The organism is Roseinatronobacter monicus, from assembly GCF_006716865.1.
Classification (GTDB): domain Bacteria; phylum Pseudomonadota; class Alphaproteobacteria; order Rhodobacterales; family Rhodobacteraceae; genus Roseinatronobacter; species Roseinatronobacter monicus.
Map to the genome: position 1 here is coordinate 1014583 of NZ_VFPT01000001.1, position 15099 is coordinate 1029681.

A 15099-nucleotide genomic window follows, 5' to 3' on the forward strand; every position below is an offset into this window, starting at 1 on the left:
TGAAGGAGCGAATGCGCCATGAAGGTCATTGTTTGCGGTGCGGGGCAGGTCGGCTGGCAGATCGCGCGCCATCTGTCGAGTGAACGCAATGACGTCACGCTTGTGGACAGCAAACCCGAACTTGTGCGCCGCGCGACCGATGCGCTGGATGTGCAGGGCATCGTCGGCTTTGCCAGCCACCCCGGTATTCTGGAACAGGCAGGCGCGCGCGACGCCGACATGGTGATCGCCGCCACATATTCGGACGAAGTGAATATGGTCACCTGTCAGGTTGCACATTCGGTTTTTGGCGTCACCCGCAAGATCGCGCGGCTGCGCGAACAATCTTATCTGGACCCGCGCTATTCCGACCTGTTCCGCCGCGAGCATATGCCGATTGACGTCATCATCAGCCCCGAGCGCGAAGTCTCGCAAGCCGCCCTCAAGCGGGTGGCCTATCCTGAAGCCTTCGATGTGCAGGAATATTTTCAGGGCAAAGCGCTGCTGATCGGTCTGGCGCTGGATACCGATTGCTCTGTTCTCAACACCTCCTTGCGCCAGTTGTCAGACCTGTTTCCAACCTTGCGGATCATGGTGGCGGGTGTACGGCGCGGCAAGCGGTTGTTCGCGCCCGAACCCGAAGACCAGTTATATGCAGGCGACCAGATCTATGTGCTGGTCGACGCGCGCGATGTTGCCCGCGCCTTTGAAGTGTTCGGCAAGTCACCGGCCCGTCAGGAACGTGTGCTGGTCATCGGTGGGGGGAATGTCGGGCTGTCTGTGGCCCGCGCGCTGGAAAACCAGCCGGTGCGCGTCCGGGTCAAGGTGATCGAGCGTGACCGCGCCCGCGCCGAGGCGGCGGCTGACGGACTGGAGCGCTCGATTGTGCTGCATGGTGATGGCATGGATGCCAACCTGCTGGACGAGGCGGGCATCGGCAAGATCGACTCGGTGTTGCTGCTGACAGATGACGACCGCACCAATCTGCTGGCGGCGGTGCGCGCGAAATCGCTGGGGGCCACTCAGGCCATCTCGTTGATCAATGACCCCGGCATGGTGTCGCTGGCGGGCGCAATGGGAATTGACGCACATATCAACCCGCGCGCGCTGACAGTGTCGTCGATCCTGCGGCATGTGCGGCATGGGCGGGTGCGCTCGGTCTATCTGCTGGGCGACCGAGAGGCCGAGGTGATCGAGGCACAAGTTCTGGGCACGTCGCAACTGTCGAATGCCCGCGTGCGCGACATAGCCTTTCCCGAAGGCGCATTGCTGATCGGCGTGTCGCGCAAGGGTGAGTTTTTGCGCCCCACAGGTGACATGGTGTTGCGCGAAGGCGATCTGGTGGTGATTTTCTCACTGACCGGCGATGTGCCGAAGGTCGATGAATTGCTGCAAGTTGCGGTCGAATTCTTCTGAGCCGTCGCGCGCAACAGCGAGAGAGAGAGGCGCCAATGCAGCGCAGATCGCATGGGATCGTGATTATTGTTGCCCTGATGGGCATCACGGCACTGGCGATGCTGCTGCCTGCTGCCGTTGGCTTTACGCTGCGCGAACATGAACTTGCGCGCGCGTTTCTGTATTCTGCGGGGCTGCTGGGCAGTCTGACGGGGTTGGTTTATCTGGCCAGCCGCTCTGGCGCGGCGGTGGTCGCAGGTGGGGCGCATCCGTTCTATTACCTGACCTTCGCCTATCTGTTCCTGCCGGTCCTGATGGCGGTCCCCCTGACCGAGGCAGTGCCGGGCATCCGCTTTCTGGATGCGTGGTTTGAAATGCTGTCGGCCTTTACCACCACAGGGGCCAGCGTGCTGGAAGGCGAGGTGACGCGCAGTCTGCATTTGTGGCGCGCGACTGTCGCGTGGGGGGGCGGGCTGTTCCTGATGGTGGTTGCGATTGCGCTGCTTGCACCGCTGAATTTGGGCGGGTTCGAATTGTTTCGCAACCGTTCTGGTGCCGTTGGGGCTGCATCTGGCTGGGGCGAGGTGCACCAACCCACACGGATTGATGAAAGCTTTGACGACAAGACCCTGTCGCGCATGGCCGATCAGGTTGGGGTGGTAGCACCGGTCTATGTCGGGTTGACGCTGATGTTATGGGTGGCGCTGTCGATTGCTGGCAACCCGCCGCTGGTGGCGCTTATGCTTGCCATGTCGACCCTCTCTACGTCCGGGATTGCGCCAGATGGCGCGTTGAGCGGGCTTGCCACCGAGATGCTGATTGCCGCAATTCTGATTCTCGCGCTCAGCCGCAGGCTGTGGCCCGGTGCACGCGGGATGCAGCAAGGGCAGGGCGCACCTTGGCGTGACCCTGAACTGCTGCTGGCAGGTGGTATCTTGCTGGTGATATTTGCCGCACTGGTCCTGCGTGCGGCGTTTGTGCCGCATCCCTCTGGGATAGGGGGGCATGTGTCGATGATCTGGGGCCATCTTTTCACCAGCCTGTCTTTTCTCAGCACCACTGGGTTTATCAGCGAAGTGGGCGGCGGGGTTTCAGCCGTGTTTCCGGGCGCGGCGGGGATAGTACTGCTGGGCCTTGTCATTTTTGGGGGCGGGGTTGCGACAACCGCAGGCGGGCTGAAGCTGATGCGCGTCTTTGCCTTGGGCTGGCAGGCGCGGCGCGAAGTGGCGAAACTTGTCTATCCCGACAGCGTCGGCGGAGATGGTGCGCGGCTGCGCAGCCTGCGGCGTGAGGGGGCGTTTTCGGCCTGGCTGTTCCTGATGGTGTTCATTTTTTCGCTGACCGCGCTGACGGCCTTGTTGACGCTGACCGGGGTAAGTCTGGAAGATGCCACGATTTTCGCGGCGGCAGCCCTGACAACGACTGGCCCGCTTGCCCAGATCGCAGGCCAAGAGCCGCTGCTTTGGGCGGGCTTGGGGGATTTTGGCAAGATGGTCATGGCCTTTGGCATGCTGCTGGGGCGGCTGGAATTGCTGCTCTTGTTGTCGGTTTTCTGGCGCCGCTGAGTTTGCTTATATCTGCTTGCGGGAAATATAATTTCGTTTGTACCGCAATTTATCCGGTTTCAGGGCTGGAAGTTTTCCGAATCGCGCTTCATACTCAACCCAGAGGGAGATGAGGCTCTCTGCGTAAAGCAAACACGCCCTGACAAAAAGGCAAGCGCATGGCCAATGATAAACAAAACCTGCAAGATGCATTTCTGAACCATGTCCGCAAGAACAAGGTTCCAGTAACTGTATTCCTGATTAACGGTGTCAAACTGCAAGGTGTAATCACCTGGTTTGACAATTTCTGTGTCCTTTTGCGTCGGGATGGACAAAGTCAGCTTGTCTACAAGCACGCCATTTCGACCATAATGCCGGGACAGCCGATTTCGCTATATGAGGGCGAAGGCTGATCGCCAATATGTCAGATGAACCGTCGGATACCGGGAGTGACGTGGGCGCGGAACGCACCCGCGCTATGGTTCTGCATCCAGAGATCAAGGCGCATGTGCGCATACGAGAACCGGAACTGGCACTTGACGAGGCGGTGGCACTGGCGCATGCCCTTCCGGGACTTGATGTGGCGGATGAACGGGTTGTGCGCTTGCCAAAAGCGCATCCCGGCATGTTGTTCGGGTCCGGCAAGGTAGAAGAACTGGCGCAGATTATCGCCGAGGCTGAAGTCGAGCTTGTTCTGATCGACGGACCGGTGACGCCTGTGCAACAGCGCAATCTGGAACGCGCGTGGAAGGTCAAGCTGCTGGACCGCACGGGCCTGATTCTGGAAATCTTTGCAGATCGGGCGCGCACGCGCGAAGGCGTGTTGCAGGTCGAGTTGGCGGCACTCAGCTATCAGCGCACGCGGCTTGTGCGGGCTTGGACCCACCTGGAGCGCCAGCGCGGCGGTCTGGGCTTCGTTGGTGGTCCGGGCGAGACACAGATCGAGGCAGACCGCCGCGCCATTGACCTGCAAATGGTGCGCCTGCGCAGGCAACTCAGCAAGGTCACACGCACCCGCGAATTGCACCGCGCCGCACGGCGCAAGGTGCCGTTTCCGGTGGTGGCGCTGGTCGGCTATACAAATGCGGGCAAATCGACCTTGTTCAACCGCCTGACCGGTGCCGAAGTGCTGGCCAAGGATATGTTGTTTGCAACCCTTGATCCGACGATGCGCGCAGTGCGCCTGCCCACAGGCAAGGACATTATCCTGTCCGATACGGTGGGCTTCATCTCGGACCTGCCGACGCAACTGATCGCGGCGTTTCGCGCCACTCTGGAAGAGGTGCTGGAGGCGGATCTGATTGTGCATGTCCGCGACATCGCGCACCCCGAGACAGAAGAACAGGCGCGCAATGTCCGCGATATTCTGGCGGATCTGGGGGTTGGTGTGCATACGCGCCAGATCGCGCTTTGGAACAAGGCAGACCTTTTGCCACCAGAGCAGCACGCGGCCTTGGCCGAGCGCGCGCAGACGGAGAAAGATGTCTATCTTGGTTCTTCAGTTACAGGGCAGGGGTTGGAGGCGTTCTTCACCACATTGACCGAGCAACTGGACGATACCCGCCATACCGCCGAGATTCATCTGACCTTTGCACAAGGGCGCGTGCGTGCTTGGCTGTTCGAGCAAGGCGTGGTCGAGCAAGAGCAGCAGGATCAGCAAGGATACGCGCTTCAGGTCAATTGGACCGACAAGCAAAAACGCCAGTTCAGGTCCATGCTGCAAGGCGAATAGGGGCGGTTTGGGCGGCAACGTCCCATAGGTTGCGGCGTGACTGTGCTTTGAATAGCACGGCCCGATACACCAGCCTTGGCGCGAAGGGCTGGTTTGTGTTAACCTTTCATTCAGTAAAATATGGGTAAGGCCTATAAAACGCCATAATTAAAATCTAATTAAGAACCAGCCAGACCGAAGCAGATTTTGGCGCATAAATGTTTAAAATTGGCTATTTCGCGGTTTGTGTGGGTGGCTTGGTTTCCGTTCATTTGCCTGTGGCACAAGATGTTGTGCGGTAGGGTGACGCTGGTAAGTGGGTGAGATTGCCTGCGATGAGGTATGACATGTTGATGAGGTTGCGGGTTTTGCGATACCCGCGCGCCCGAGCCTTTGCGGCCTGAATGAGGCCGTTGATGGCTTCGACAGCGCCGTTGCTCAGATCGCTGTCAAAACCGTTAAGTATACCATCCCAGTGCGCCTTGAGTGTCAGAGCGAGTTTCTTGAATGCTGGCAGCCTGCTGCGGCGCGCCCATTGAAACCAGGCGGTAAGCCGTTCTTCGGCCTCTGCCTTGGACTCGGCTTCAGCAAAGATGTCGCGCAAAGCCTCTTTCAAGCGAAACGCGCGTCCTGTTTTCAGGTGCATCCGAGATAGATCATGATGCTGTGTGATCTGCCGCTTCGTCCATCTCTTCTTGTCCTTGAGCCACATCCAGCGGCTGTGTTTCAACTCAGGTCTGCTGCGTACTTCGGCGCGGCGAACCTCTTCAAGCGCCACATTGGCCAGTTGGATGACATGGAATGGGTCGAAGGTAACATCCGCGTTCGGCAGATGCTTTGCGACGCCAGAAATGTAGGCCCTACTCATATCGATACAGGCAGCGGAGATGGCATCGGGATCACCGCCATGGGCGCGCAGATCTTCACCGAAAGCCGCCACAGTCTTTGCATCACGTCCTTCACAGGCAAAGAGAAGCCTGCCGGCCAGAAGGTCGTGAAATAGGGTGATGTAATTATGCCCGCGGCGCGCAGCTGTCTCGTCAATCCCAAGGGCGGTCACGGCGCTGAAGTCTTCGCGATCTCGCGCTGACGACACGTAATGGTCAAGAACCCGCCAGAGGCGATCGTCACCAACATCAAGCATATCAGCAACAGCCTTCACCGGCATCTGTCGCACCAGCGCAATCACAAAGGCTTCAAACAACTGACTGAAACCGCTGCCACTGCGCGCCCAGGGGACCGGAACCTGTCCGGTCTTGCTACATTGGCTGCAAGCAACACGTGGCACATCGGCATGGATGAAAGCCTTGTGCTCGAAAAAACGCAGGTGTTCCCAGATCCTGGATCGCGTGTCATGGACGGGCTGATCGGGCGCGCCACAGGAGGGACAAGCAAATCGACTTCCCGCCTTGAAGCGGACGTCAAAGTGGATCTCTTTGAGTTTGGCGTCAAAACGTACGTCCGTGACACTCCACGGAGCCTGCAGGCCAAGAGCTGTCGTGAACAAACTTGTCTCGGGACCCATGAATGCCTCCTCATCCGCTGGTTTCAGGAAGCTTCACCCTATCCAAAAAAACTGCCGCAGCTCAACAGGCTCGGCGCGTCTGACGCTGCGATATTTGAGGTCTCCGCGACAGACGCGCCTTATGTTGTGACCACAATATCTGGTAGAAGATTCAATCCGCCGCCCACCAGCAACCCACACAAATCGCGAAGGGACCTTAAAATTTTCGAAGTGAACGGGATGCACCCCTATGGCCAATGATTTATCTTCTCAAGCTTTGTCCGTCACTGAAGCGTCTTTCGCTGCTCCCGATCCTATGAACGAGCAGTATGACACAATCTTCTACCTCATTCGCCAGACCACGGGTGCAAGTCATGTGGCCATTCAATTCGACGGCGCGCCGATGCAGGCCGTGCCGGTCGATCTTGCCTGCATTCAGGCGCCCCTTGTGCATCAGGGGCGTCGGATCGGGGTTTTGCGGGCCTATGCGAAAGAATTTGAATCAGGTGCGGCACATATGCTGGCCGGTTTTGCCGTGCTTGCCGCCGAACATCACGCGCTTTGGTCGGTTGCGCATTGCGACATGCTGACACGGGCCATGACACGCCGCGCCTTTATGGCCGATCTGGGCCGCGCCGTGGCGACATGGCAGCGTGGCGGGGTTCCGTGTTCGTTGGTGGTGTTCGATCTCGACCACTTCAAAAAGATAAACGACACCTATGGCCATGCAGCAGGCGACGCGGTTCTGCGTGCAGTGGCGCATGTCGTTCAGTCGGAATTGCGCCCCTGTGACCGGCTTGGCCGGTTGGGCGGCGAGGAGTTCGGCGTTATTTTATTGGCCGATGCAGAATCTGCGATGGAAATAGCAGAACGCCTGCGCGCTGTCATTGAGGGAACAATTGTACGCGATTATCCCGTGATTGAATTTACGGCCAGTCTGGGCGTTGCAACCTGCACTGCGCTGACAGACACCCGTGAAACCTTGATGTCGACAGCCGATGAGTACCTGTATCAAGCCAAAGAAGCCGGGCGCAACCGCGTGTTGGGTGCAGTCAGCATTCCCGAGTTTGAGCTGTTTGATTAAGTTTGCGCATCGCGTATACAGGAAATTGTCCCGATCTTGAATTTGGGGCTTTGAACTGGCGTCGATAATCCATAAATGGAATGCGTATGATCGCGTAGTCTATCTGGCTGACGCGGCAGAGGGAGACACTCATGCTGAACAATATTGGGCCTGCTGGCTTCATCATCATTGCGGTTGTCGTGCTTGTGCTTTTCGGACGCGGCAAGGTAAGTGCGCTGATGGGCGAAGTGGGCAAAGGGATCACCTCGTTCAAGAAGGGCCTGAAAGACGGCTCTGAAGAGATCGAGAAGACCTCGGATGAAGATGGCGTGACGAACGCGCGCGACATCACCCCTGAAAACGACAAGGACAAGGTCTGACCCACGCGGTCCCTGATTCGGATCAGGGCGCTGTGTGTGGTGCAGGATTGGACTGTCGTAAACCTGAGTGTTCAGGTGCAAAGGGGATGTGATGTTTGATCTCGGCTGGACAGAGCTGATGGTGATCGGCATCGTGGCTTTGATCGTGGTGGGTCCAAAAGACCTGCCCAAAATGTTTCGATCGCTTGGTCAGTTCACGGCCAAGGCAAGATCTATGGCGCGCGAGTTTCAGCGCGCAATGGATGACGCTGCGGATTCGACGGGCGTCAAAGATGTGGCGCGCGATCTGCGCCGCGCGACAGACCCGCAAAGCATGGGGCTGGATGAAGTCAACAAGATGCGCAACTGGGACCCGTTGAAAGATCCGGGCAAAAAGGGGAAGGGCGCAAAACCTGCCGCTGTCGAAGCTGACCCGGAAAGCGCCGAGGATGACGAAGAGGCCATGGACCGCATCTCTGCCGAAATGGACACTCTGCGCAAAGAGCGTGCGCCAAAACCTGTGACCCCCAAAGCTGCGGCTAAACCCGAAGCGCAGGCCAAGCCACAGACCAAAGCGCAGCCCAAACCCGAAGGCAAGCCAACACCCGCAACCAAGGCCAAAGCCGAAACGAAGGCCCCGCCCAAAACACCTGCCAAGCCCAAAGCCGCCGCAAAACCTAAATCGGCGAGCAAGCCTAAAGCTGCGGCCAAGGCCAATCAGACTGCGACATCGCCCGCGCCGTCAAACGCGCCCAAAGGTGATGCGACGGATAAGAGCAAAGCATGAGCACATCCAATTCGCGTGACGATATCGACGACAAGGGCGCGCCGCTTATCGAGCATCTGGCGGAACTGCGCAACCGGCTGATCAAGTCTGTTTTCGCTTTCGTTGTGGGGATGGTGCTGTGTTTCACGGTTGCCACGCCGATTTTCAACTTTCTGACGGCCCCTTTGTGTGATGCGCTGGCCTCGCGCGGGCAGGATTGCGACCTGATCTTCATCAGCCCGCAAGAGGGTTTCTTCGTGGCGATCAAGGTGTCGCTGCTGGGCGGCTTCATGCTGTCTTTCCCGGTAATCGCAAGTCAGATGTGGCGCTTTGTGGCCCCTGGTCTGTACCGGTCCGAGAAGCATGCCTTTCTGCCTTTCCTTGTGGCCTCGCCTTTCATGTTCTTTCTGGGTGCGTCGTTTGCGTTCTATGTGGTCACACCACTGGCCTACAACTTCTTCCTTGGCTTTCAACAGTTCGGCACAGGGGGCGAGGTTGTTGAGGGCGTTACCGGCGCGGCACCCTTGTCGGTGGTTTTTCAAGGCTCTGCGCAGGAATATCTGAACCTGACCATAAAATTCATCGTGGCTTTCGGCCTGTGTTTCCAGTTGCCGGTGTTGCTGACGCTGATGGGCAAGGCCGGGCTTGTTTCCGAAGCGGGTCTGCGGGCCGGGCGGAAATGGGCGATTGTGGGTATTCTGACGCTGGCCGCATTGGTGACCCCGCCGGATGTGATTACGCAGGTGATCCTGTTTGTGGTGGTTTACGGGCTCTATGAAATCTCGATCCGGCTGGTCGGCTATGTCGAACGCAAGCGCAACGAAGAGCTGCGCCGCGAAGGGCTGCTGGATGACGAGGATGACGAGATTTTCGAGGACGAGCTGGAAGACGAGAAATGACCTCTGGCTCTGACACGGGTTTTGCAGCGGATGACAGTTTGCGCCGGATCGCCGAGGCGCTGGAGCGGCTGTCACCCGCTGCAACCCCCGCGCCAGATTTGACGGCAGCAGAGGCCTTTGTCTGGCATGTTGCACCAGACCATCTGCAACCTGTAGCGCAGGTCAATCGGGTGTCGCTGGATCTGCTTGTTGGGATTGGCCGGTCGCGCGATACGCTTTTGACCAACACGTTGCAATTTGCAAAAGGTCTGCCTGCGAATAACGCCCTTCTATGGGGCGCGCGGGGGATGGGGAAATCGTCGCTGGTCAAGGCAGTTCATGCGCGCGCGCTGGAACTGGAACCTGCCTCTGCCCTGAAGCTGGTGGAAATTCAGCGCGAGGATTTGCCCTCAATCGGACGGCTGATGGCGCACATGCGCGCATCGCCTGCGCGGTTCATTCTGTTTTGCGATGATCTGTCCTTCAGTCATGATGACCAGCATTACAAATCGCTCAAGGCTGTTCTGGATGGCGGGGTTGAGGGGCGACCAGATAATGTCGTTCTTTACGCAACCTCGAACCGTCGGCACCTTATGCCGCGTGACATGATCGAGAATGAGCGGTCTTCCGCGATTTCACCGTCTGAAGCCGTGGAAGAGAAGGTCTCGCTTTCGGACAGGTTTGGCTTGTGGCTGGGCTTTCACCCCTGCGATCAGGACGAGTATCTGGCGATGATCGAAGGCTATTGCGCGGCTTATGGCTTGCACATTGCCCCGGATCGCCTGCGCGCCGAGGCGATTGAATGGCAGGCGACACGGGGCAGCCGTTCGGGGCGGGTTGCGTGGCAATTCTTTACTGACCTTGCCGGGCGCGAAGGTGTGCGGCTATAGGCTTGGGCTTCGTGCCGCGTTATTTCGATGACCTTTCCATTTCCGACTGAGGGCTGGCCATGATTACCCTGACAGCGCTTGTCACCCTGTTTGCTGCTGCCTTTTTGGCGGCCACAATCATTCCATTTCAATCCGAGGCGGTGTTTGTGGCGCTGCAACTTGGCAATGTCAGCGGTTTGGTGCTTCTGGTTGCAATTGCCAGTCTGGGCAACACGCTGGGCGCATTTGTGAATTATGCGATCGGGATGCGGGTCGAGACTTATCGTGACAAGCGCTGGTTCCCGATGCGACCAGACCAGCTTGAACGCACCCAAGGCTGGTTTCGCCGCTATGGGGTATGGTCGCTGCTGTTAAGCTGGGCACCTGTGCTGGGCTGGTTCACGCTGGTTGCAGGCATCATGCGCACGCCGTTGTGGCAATTCGCGCTGCTGGTAAGCATTGCCAAGACCGGGCGCTATGCGGTCTTGGCTTGGGTAACCTCTCATGCGATGGCGCTGGCAGGATAAGGTTTAATCCTCGTCACTGCACAGATAGACCGCACCACCGATCACAACCACACTTGCAGCTGCCCCCACCAGCACTGCAGGTGCGCTGACTGCGGCCCCCACACTTGTGCCCACGGATGACAGTATTCCCGTTAGCGCACCTGCATTGCCCGACAGGATCATGGCCCCGGAACTGTGTGTGACCGCCGAGACGGTCGAGGAGAACAGGCTTGGGCGCATCCCGTCTTCGGCTTGTCGGCCCACGCCCATCAAGGTCATGGCTTCTTGTTTGGTGGTGTTCACCAGTTTGCAGGTTTTCGACGGCTCGACGCAGCGGCCGAAATTGTCACGCCGCCCCTGTGCGGGCATCGAGTGGCTTTGTGTCAAGGGGTCGTAATTGGCGCAAAAGACCTCTCGCTCTGCTGCTGACAGATCGGGCATCAGATAGGTGATGACAACTGCGCCCGGACATTGGTGGCCCCGACGCAAGAAGCGCTCTCGAAAAGAGGAAAAGGTCGGGTCTGCGGTATCGTAGAAAATCGTGACGGGCTCGCCGTCGATCTTGGTGTCGCATTGGGTCGGGGCCGCGTGCAACGGGCCAGTGCCCAAGACCGCAAGAAGCGCCGCGCCAATAAGGGTTTTTGTCCACATTATTTTCTGGCCTCAATATAGGGTGATCGGGTTTAGGCCCGGTCTTGTTTGTCTTGTCCTGCAAGGGGCTGAGTCGGCGTAATTGGTGACCGAACCCTACCGCTGAGATCAGCGAGGATAGGGGCATGTGTCAAGTGTGGCGGAAATCATATCTTCGGCATTCAATGCGGCGGCACCAGCCAAGGGGCCGCCGCAGATGCTTCAGGCAGGGGACAATCGGCGCGCCAGCAACCAGTTCCAGCCCAGCAGTGCCAGAAGTGCCGCCGCGCCTGCCAGTTCAATTGCCAGCGACGGATGGAACACCGCGATAACAGCAGGGATCATTGCCACCCGCGACACCGGGTCGATCCATGTGAAAAGATACCCTTCTATCGCGGCGGCAAAGGCGACAAGCGCAATGATGATGATCGTGCCTGTCAGCAGCACATGCCACAGCTCTCCGCCCATAATGATGACCGGATTGAACACCATAAACGCAGGGATCAGATACAGACCCTTGGCGAATTTCCACGCCTGCATACTGGTTTCCATAGGTTTCGCGCCCGCCACAGCCGCGCCTGCAAACCCTGCAAGGGCCACAGGCGGCGTCACATTGCTGTCTTGCGAATACCAGAACACCACCAGATGCGCGATCAGCAGCGGAATGCCAAATTCATTATGCAGCGCCGGTCCCACCAGCACGATCAGCACGATATAGCTGGCCGTGACCGGCAGCCCCAGCCCAAGGATGAGCGAGGCCAGCAGCACCAGCCCCAGCGCGATCACGATATTGCCGCCCGAAAGCGAGATCATCATCGAGCTGAACTTCAACCCCAACCCGGTCAGGCCCACAACACCCACGATAATGCCCGCAACCGCACAGGCAATCGAGACGGCGACCGCGTTGCGCGCGCCCAGCTCCAGCGATTCAAAAATCATCCGCAGTCCGCGCATGACCGACGCCTGAACCCGCGCCGTGGTCACAGGCCCATCGGCGAACACCGACCAAAGGCCGCGCAACCCTGCCACGCCGATCACTGTCAGGATTGCCCAGAACCCGACCCGCATGGGCGAGATATTGTTGACCAACAGCCAGACCAGCAGCACCAGCGGCACGATGAACTGCCAACCCGCCGCCAGCACTTGCCGCACAACTGGCAATTCAGACGCTGACATGCCTTTCATGCCTTGTTTCATCGCCACGAGATGCACAAACAAATAGACCGTGCCCAGATACAGGATCGCCGGAAAGATCGAGACCATGACAATTTCGATATAGGGCACACGCGTGTATTCCGAGATGAGGAATGCGCCTGCGCCCATCAGGGGCGGCGTGATCTGCCCACCGGTCGAGGCTGCGGCCTCGATCCCGCCGGCCTGCTTGGGCTTGTAGCCCAGCCGCTTCATCAGCGGGATTGTGAATGCGCCGGTCGTGACCACATTGGCAATCGCCGAGCCAGAGATTGATCCCATCCCCGCCGAGGCGATGACGGCGGCTTTTGCAGGCCCGCCGGGTTTGCGGCCCGTGGCGGCAAAAGCCAGATCAATGAAAAACTTGCCCGCGCCGGTTTTCTCCAGAAATGCGCCGAACAGCACGAACATGAACACGAAGGTTGCCGCCACACCCAGCGGCAGGCCGAATATGCCCTCTTGCCCCAGGTAAAGCTGCCCCACCAGCCGGTCCACACTCGCCCCTCTGTGCGACAGCACGCCCGGCATCCATTCGCCAAGGCCCGGCAGCGCACCGCGTGGCCCCGCAAGCGCATAAAGGATTGCGATAGCGCCGATGATTGTCAGGCCCAAGCCCACGGCACGGCGGCTCGCCTCTAGCACGGCGATGATACAGATGATGCCCACCATAATATCGGTGGAGGTCCACCAGCCTGCGCGGGCAATGATGTCATCAAGATACCAGATGATGTAAAATCCGCTCAGGAATGCGGCAGTCAGAAAGCCTGCGTCAATAATCCAGCCCAGAACGCCACGTTTGCGGGTCTGACCGAAAACCGGAAAGATCAGAAATGCCAGAAACAGCACAAAACCCAGATGCGCGGTGCGCTGGTAGAACAACCCCAGCGGCTGTATCCCGGCAGTATAGAGTTGGAACAGTGACAGCGAGATTGCGACCGCTGTAATCAACCACAGCACTGGCTTTGGCTGGAACCTGTCCGCAGAGCGCAGGTTTTCAGGAATGGTGCCGCCTTCGACCTGATCGGGCACAGAGAGGTTTGTCGGATCGACATTTGACGTCATCGGAACCAGCCTGTCAGTTGGGGTGTGTCAGTATAAGTGTAAGCGCCGATTGCAGGGGCAGGGGGACCGTGTGATCGCCTGCGACCAGCCTGTGTCCGACGGCACTGGAACCGGTGCGCAGCTTCAGGCGGTTGCCGGGCAGGGCTTCATCAATATCACCGATCCAGTAGCCGCCCTGCTGCGCGGGTGTCAACGTGCCGCGCCCTTCAACCTCGCCCAAGCCTGCGGCAAAATCATGCAGATAGCTGCGCGTCAGCGTCAGGTGATCGTCGCGGTTCTGGAAGCAATCTGCCACCTTTCCGCCTGTCACCGAATGCGCCCAATGCAGGCAGATTTCCTGACCCTGTGGCATGGGCAAGGACGCAACCACCCCGCCATCAGCGCTATGGGCTTGAAACACCGGATCAGCAGATGCGGGCGCAGACAGAAACAGGGCGGCCAAAACCAGCCGCCCTGTAATTAATCCCGTCACGGACGCTGATGATCTTGTGCGGTCGCGCCCACTTCCTCCAGATAGCGCAACGCGCCGGGGTGGAAGGGGATGGGCGTTGAATCGACGCTGAACTCGACAGTCGTATCATTGGCTGCCGGATGGATGTCGATCAGTTCCTGCACATTCTCGTACATGGCTTTGGTGATGTTATAGGCCATCTCCTCGTCCATATCGGCATGAACGATCAGCACATTCGGCGTCGAGATGGTCAAAACCGGCTCGGCCATGCCATCATACAGACCCTCGCGCAAAGAATAGGGCGCGAATGTCGGCTCTGCCTCGATTGCGGCGGCAATTTCTTCGGTGCTCAGTGCAATCAGACTGATCGAGCGTGTGGTTGCCAGATTCATGATCGAGCTGGTGGGCGGACCCACACTCCAGAACCCGGCTGCGATGTCACCATCGCGCAGTGCATCGGCGGTTTCATTGAAGTTCAGGCGCTGCGGCTCGAAATCATCATAGGTGATGCCATTCGCCTCAAGCAGTGTTTGTGCGCTGACTTCTGTGCCAGACCCCGGTGCCCCGACCGAGACGCGCTGGCCGCGCAGATCCTCGATGCTGGAAATGCCGCTATCGGCCAGTGTGACGATTTGCACCGCATTCGGGTAGATGGACGCCAGCGCGCGCAACTCATCAATCTGCCGCCCCTCAAACGCCCCTTCACCGTGGAACGCCTGATAGACGGTGTCGGCCAATGCAAGGGCCATATCCGAATCAAACCGCGAGATCAGCGCGACGTTTTCGACCGACGCGCCGGTTACCTCGACGCTGGCTGTAGCGCCTTCGACATGATTGTTGATCACTTCGGCCAAGCCCCCGCCATAGGGGAAGTAGACGCCGCCTGTCCCGCCCGTTGCGATTGACAATTCCTGCGCCTGAGCCGCATTCCCCATACCGAAAGCAAGGGCCGCAGCCGGGACCGCAAGTGCGCGCAGCCCGTTTACAAAACAGTTGTTCATTCTATCCTCCATTGTCGAGCAAGCACTCGAAGTGCCCCGTTTCTCCTCTCGGGACGGGTGATGATAGCCCGAGTTTTTCCCCCATTAAAACAGTTTTCGTGCAGAATCGTGCATCTTTCGTTGCTTGGGTGGATTTCTGTAAAAATATTGACACTGATCTGGTCCAAAAAACAGCGTGTGTGCAAATTAT

General features: G+C 58.6%; 15 protein-coding genes. 10 read left to right on the forward strand and 5 right to left on the reverse strand.

The window, feature by feature from the left end:
- The first annotated feature begins 18 nt into the window (after positions 1 to 18).
- The 4 genes from trkA (at position 19) to hflX (ending at position 4650) form a co-directional block, all read left to right on the forward strand.
- On the forward strand, positions 19 to 1395 hold the full coding sequence (gene trkA, locus BD293_RS04655) for a Trk system potassium transporter TrkA (RefSeq protein WP_142080091.1): 1377 nt from the start codon (positions 19 to 21) through the stop codon (positions 1393 to 1395).
- Positions 1396 to 1430: 35 nt separating this feature from the next.
- Entirely contained in the window at positions 1431 to 2939 is a 1509-nt protein-coding gene (locus BD293_RS04660) for a TrkH family potassium uptake protein (protein WP_142080092.1), read from the forward strand.
- 158 nt (positions 2940 to 3097) lie between these two features.
- Complete coding sequence (gene hfq / locus BD293_RS04665) at positions 3098 to 3331, forward strand: RNA chaperone Hfq (RefSeq protein ID WP_142080093.1); 234 nt, start codon at positions 3098 to 3100, stop codon at positions 3329 to 3331.
- 8 nt (positions 3332 to 3339) lie between these two features.
- The gene (gene hflX, locus BD293_RS04670) at positions 3340 to 4650 is read left to right on the forward strand and encodes a GTPase HflX (protein ID WP_142080094.1); all 1311 of its coding nucleotides are present in this window, start codon (positions 3340 to 3342) and stop codon (positions 4648 to 4650) included.
- Between the two features lie 247 nt (positions 4651 to 4897).
- Here the strand turns inward: hflX and BD293_RS04675 are convergent, their stop codons facing one another.
- On the reverse strand, positions 4898 to 6154 hold the full coding sequence (locus BD293_RS04675; protein ID WP_142079999.1) for an ISL3 family transposase: 1257 nt from the start codon (positions 6152 to 6154) through the stop codon (positions 4898 to 4900).
- A 229-nt stretch (positions 6155 to 6383) separates the two neighbouring features.
- Between BD293_RS04675 and BD293_RS04680 the strand changes: the two genes are divergently transcribed.
- The 6 genes from BD293_RS04680 to BD293_RS04705 all read left to right on the forward strand — a co-directional run bounded on the left by BD293_RS04680 (position 6384) and on the right by BD293_RS04705 (position 10595).
- Positions 6384 to 7217 carry a GGDEF domain-containing protein gene (locus BD293_RS04680; protein ID WP_142080095.1) on the forward strand — a complete coding sequence of 278 codons (834 nt, stop codon included), beginning with the start codon at positions 6384 to 6386 and terminating at the stop codon, positions 7215 to 7217.
- A 131-nt stretch (positions 7218 to 7348) separates the two neighbouring features.
- The gene (locus tag BD293_RS04685; protein WP_142080096.1) at positions 7349 to 7576 is read left to right on the forward strand and encodes a twin-arginine translocase TatA/TatE family subunit; all 228 of its coding nucleotides are present in this window, start codon (positions 7349 to 7351) and stop codon (positions 7574 to 7576) included.
- Positions 7577 to 7667: 91 nt separating this feature from the next.
- The gene (gene tatB, locus BD293_RS04690; protein ID WP_142080097.1) at positions 7668 to 8342 is read left to right on the forward strand and encodes a Sec-independent protein translocase protein TatB; all 675 of its coding nucleotides are present in this window, start codon (positions 7668 to 7670) and stop codon (positions 8340 to 8342) included.
- Positions 8339 to 9220, forward strand: a complete 882-nt coding sequence (gene tatC, locus BD293_RS04695) for a twin-arginine translocase subunit TatC (RefSeq protein ID WP_142080098.1) — start codon at positions 8339 to 8341, stop codon at positions 9218 to 9220. Before tatB ends, tatC begins: the two co-directional genes overlap by 4 nt.
- Entirely contained in the window at positions 9217 to 10089 is an 873-nt protein-coding gene (locus BD293_RS04700; protein WP_142080099.1) for an ATP-binding protein, read from the forward strand. Before tatC ends, BD293_RS04700 begins: the two co-directional genes overlap by 4 nt.
- 59 nt (positions 10090 to 10148) lie before the next feature.
- On the forward strand, positions 10149 to 10595 hold the full coding sequence (locus BD293_RS04705; RefSeq protein ID WP_142080100.1) for a YqaA family protein: 447 nt from the start codon (positions 10149 to 10151) through the stop codon (positions 10593 to 10595).
- A gap of 3 nt (positions 10596 to 10598) precedes the next feature.
- Here the strand turns inward: BD293_RS04705 and BD293_RS04710 are convergent, their stop codons facing one another.
- The 4 genes from BD293_RS04710 to BD293_RS04725 form a co-directional block, all read right to left on the reverse strand.
- Positions 10599 to 11225, reverse strand: a complete 627-nt coding sequence (locus tag BD293_RS04710; RefSeq protein ID WP_142080101.1) for a hypothetical protein — start codon at positions 11223 to 11225, stop codon at positions 10599 to 10601.
- A gap of 201 nt (positions 11226 to 11426) precedes the next feature.
- Positions 11427 to 13457, reverse strand: coding sequence for a TRAP transporter permease (locus BD293_RS04715; protein ID WP_142080102.1), 2031 nt, complete (start codon positions 13455 to 13457; stop codon positions 11427 to 11429).
- Between the two features lie 13 nt (positions 13458 to 13470).
- The gene (locus tag BD293_RS04720) at positions 13471 to 13929 is read right to left on the reverse strand and encodes a DUF1850 domain-containing protein (RefSeq protein ID WP_142080103.1); all 459 of its coding nucleotides are present in this window, start codon (positions 13927 to 13929) and stop codon (positions 13471 to 13473) included.
- A complete protein-coding gene (locus tag BD293_RS04725) occupies positions 13926 to 14909 on the reverse strand; it encodes a TAXI family TRAP transporter solute-binding subunit (protein ID WP_142080104.1) in 984 nt (327 codons plus the stop codon). Before BD293_RS04725 ends, BD293_RS04720 begins: the two co-directional genes overlap by 4 nt.
- Positions 14910 to 15099 lie beyond the last annotated feature (190 nt).

Excerpts from the sequence above, each read along its gene's own strand:
- trkA (WP_142080091.1), top strand. The coding sequence starts at position 19 with ATGAAGGTCATTGTTTGCGGTGCGGGGCAGGTCGGCTGGCAGATCGCG.
- BD293_RS04660 (WP_142080092.1), top strand. The coding sequence starts at position 1,431 with ATGCAGCGCAGATCGCATGGGATCGTGATTATTGTTGCCCTGATGGGC.
- hfq (WP_142080093.1), top strand. The coding sequence starts at position 3,098 with ATGGCCAATGATAAACAAAACCTGCAAGATGCATTTCTGAACCATGTC.
- hflX (WP_142080094.1), top strand. The coding sequence starts at position 3,340 with ATGTCAGATGAACCGTCGGATACCGGGAGTGACGTGGGCGCGGAACGC.
- BD293_RS04675 (WP_142079999.1), bottom strand. The coding sequence starts at position 6,154 with ATGGGTCCCGAGACAAGTTTGTTCACGACAGCTCTTGGCCTGCAGGCT.
- BD293_RS04680 (WP_142080095.1), top strand. The coding sequence starts at position 6,384 with ATGGCCAATGATTTATCTTCTCAAGCTTTGTCCGTCACTGAAGCGTCT.
- BD293_RS04685 (WP_142080096.1), top strand. The coding sequence starts at position 7,349 with ATGCTGAACAATATTGGGCCTGCTGGCTTCATCATCATTGCGGTTGTC.
- tatB (WP_142080097.1), top strand. The coding sequence starts at position 7,668 with ATGTTTGATCTCGGCTGGACAGAGCTGATGGTGATCGGCATCGTGGCT.
- tatC (WP_142080098.1), top strand. The coding sequence starts at position 8,339 with ATGAGCACATCCAATTCGCGTGACGATATCGACGACAAGGGCGCGCCG.
- BD293_RS04700 (WP_142080099.1), top strand. The coding sequence starts at position 9,217 with ATGACCTCTGGCTCTGACACGGGTTTTGCAGCGGATGACAGTTTGCGC.
- BD293_RS04705 (WP_142080100.1), top strand. The coding sequence starts at position 10,149 with ATGATTACCCTGACAGCGCTTGTCACCCTGTTTGCTGCTGCCTTTTTG.
- BD293_RS04710 (WP_142080101.1), bottom strand. The coding sequence starts at position 11,225 with ATGTGGACAAAAACCCTTATTGGCGCGGCGCTTCTTGCGGTCTTGGGC.
- BD293_RS04715 (WP_142080102.1), bottom strand. The coding sequence starts at position 13,457 with ATGACGTCAAATGTCGATCCGACAAACCTCTCTGTGCCCGATCAGGTC.
- BD293_RS04725 (WP_142080104.1), bottom strand. The coding sequence starts at position 14,909 with ATGAACAACTGTTTTGTAAACGGGCTGCGCGCACTTGCGGTCCCGGCT.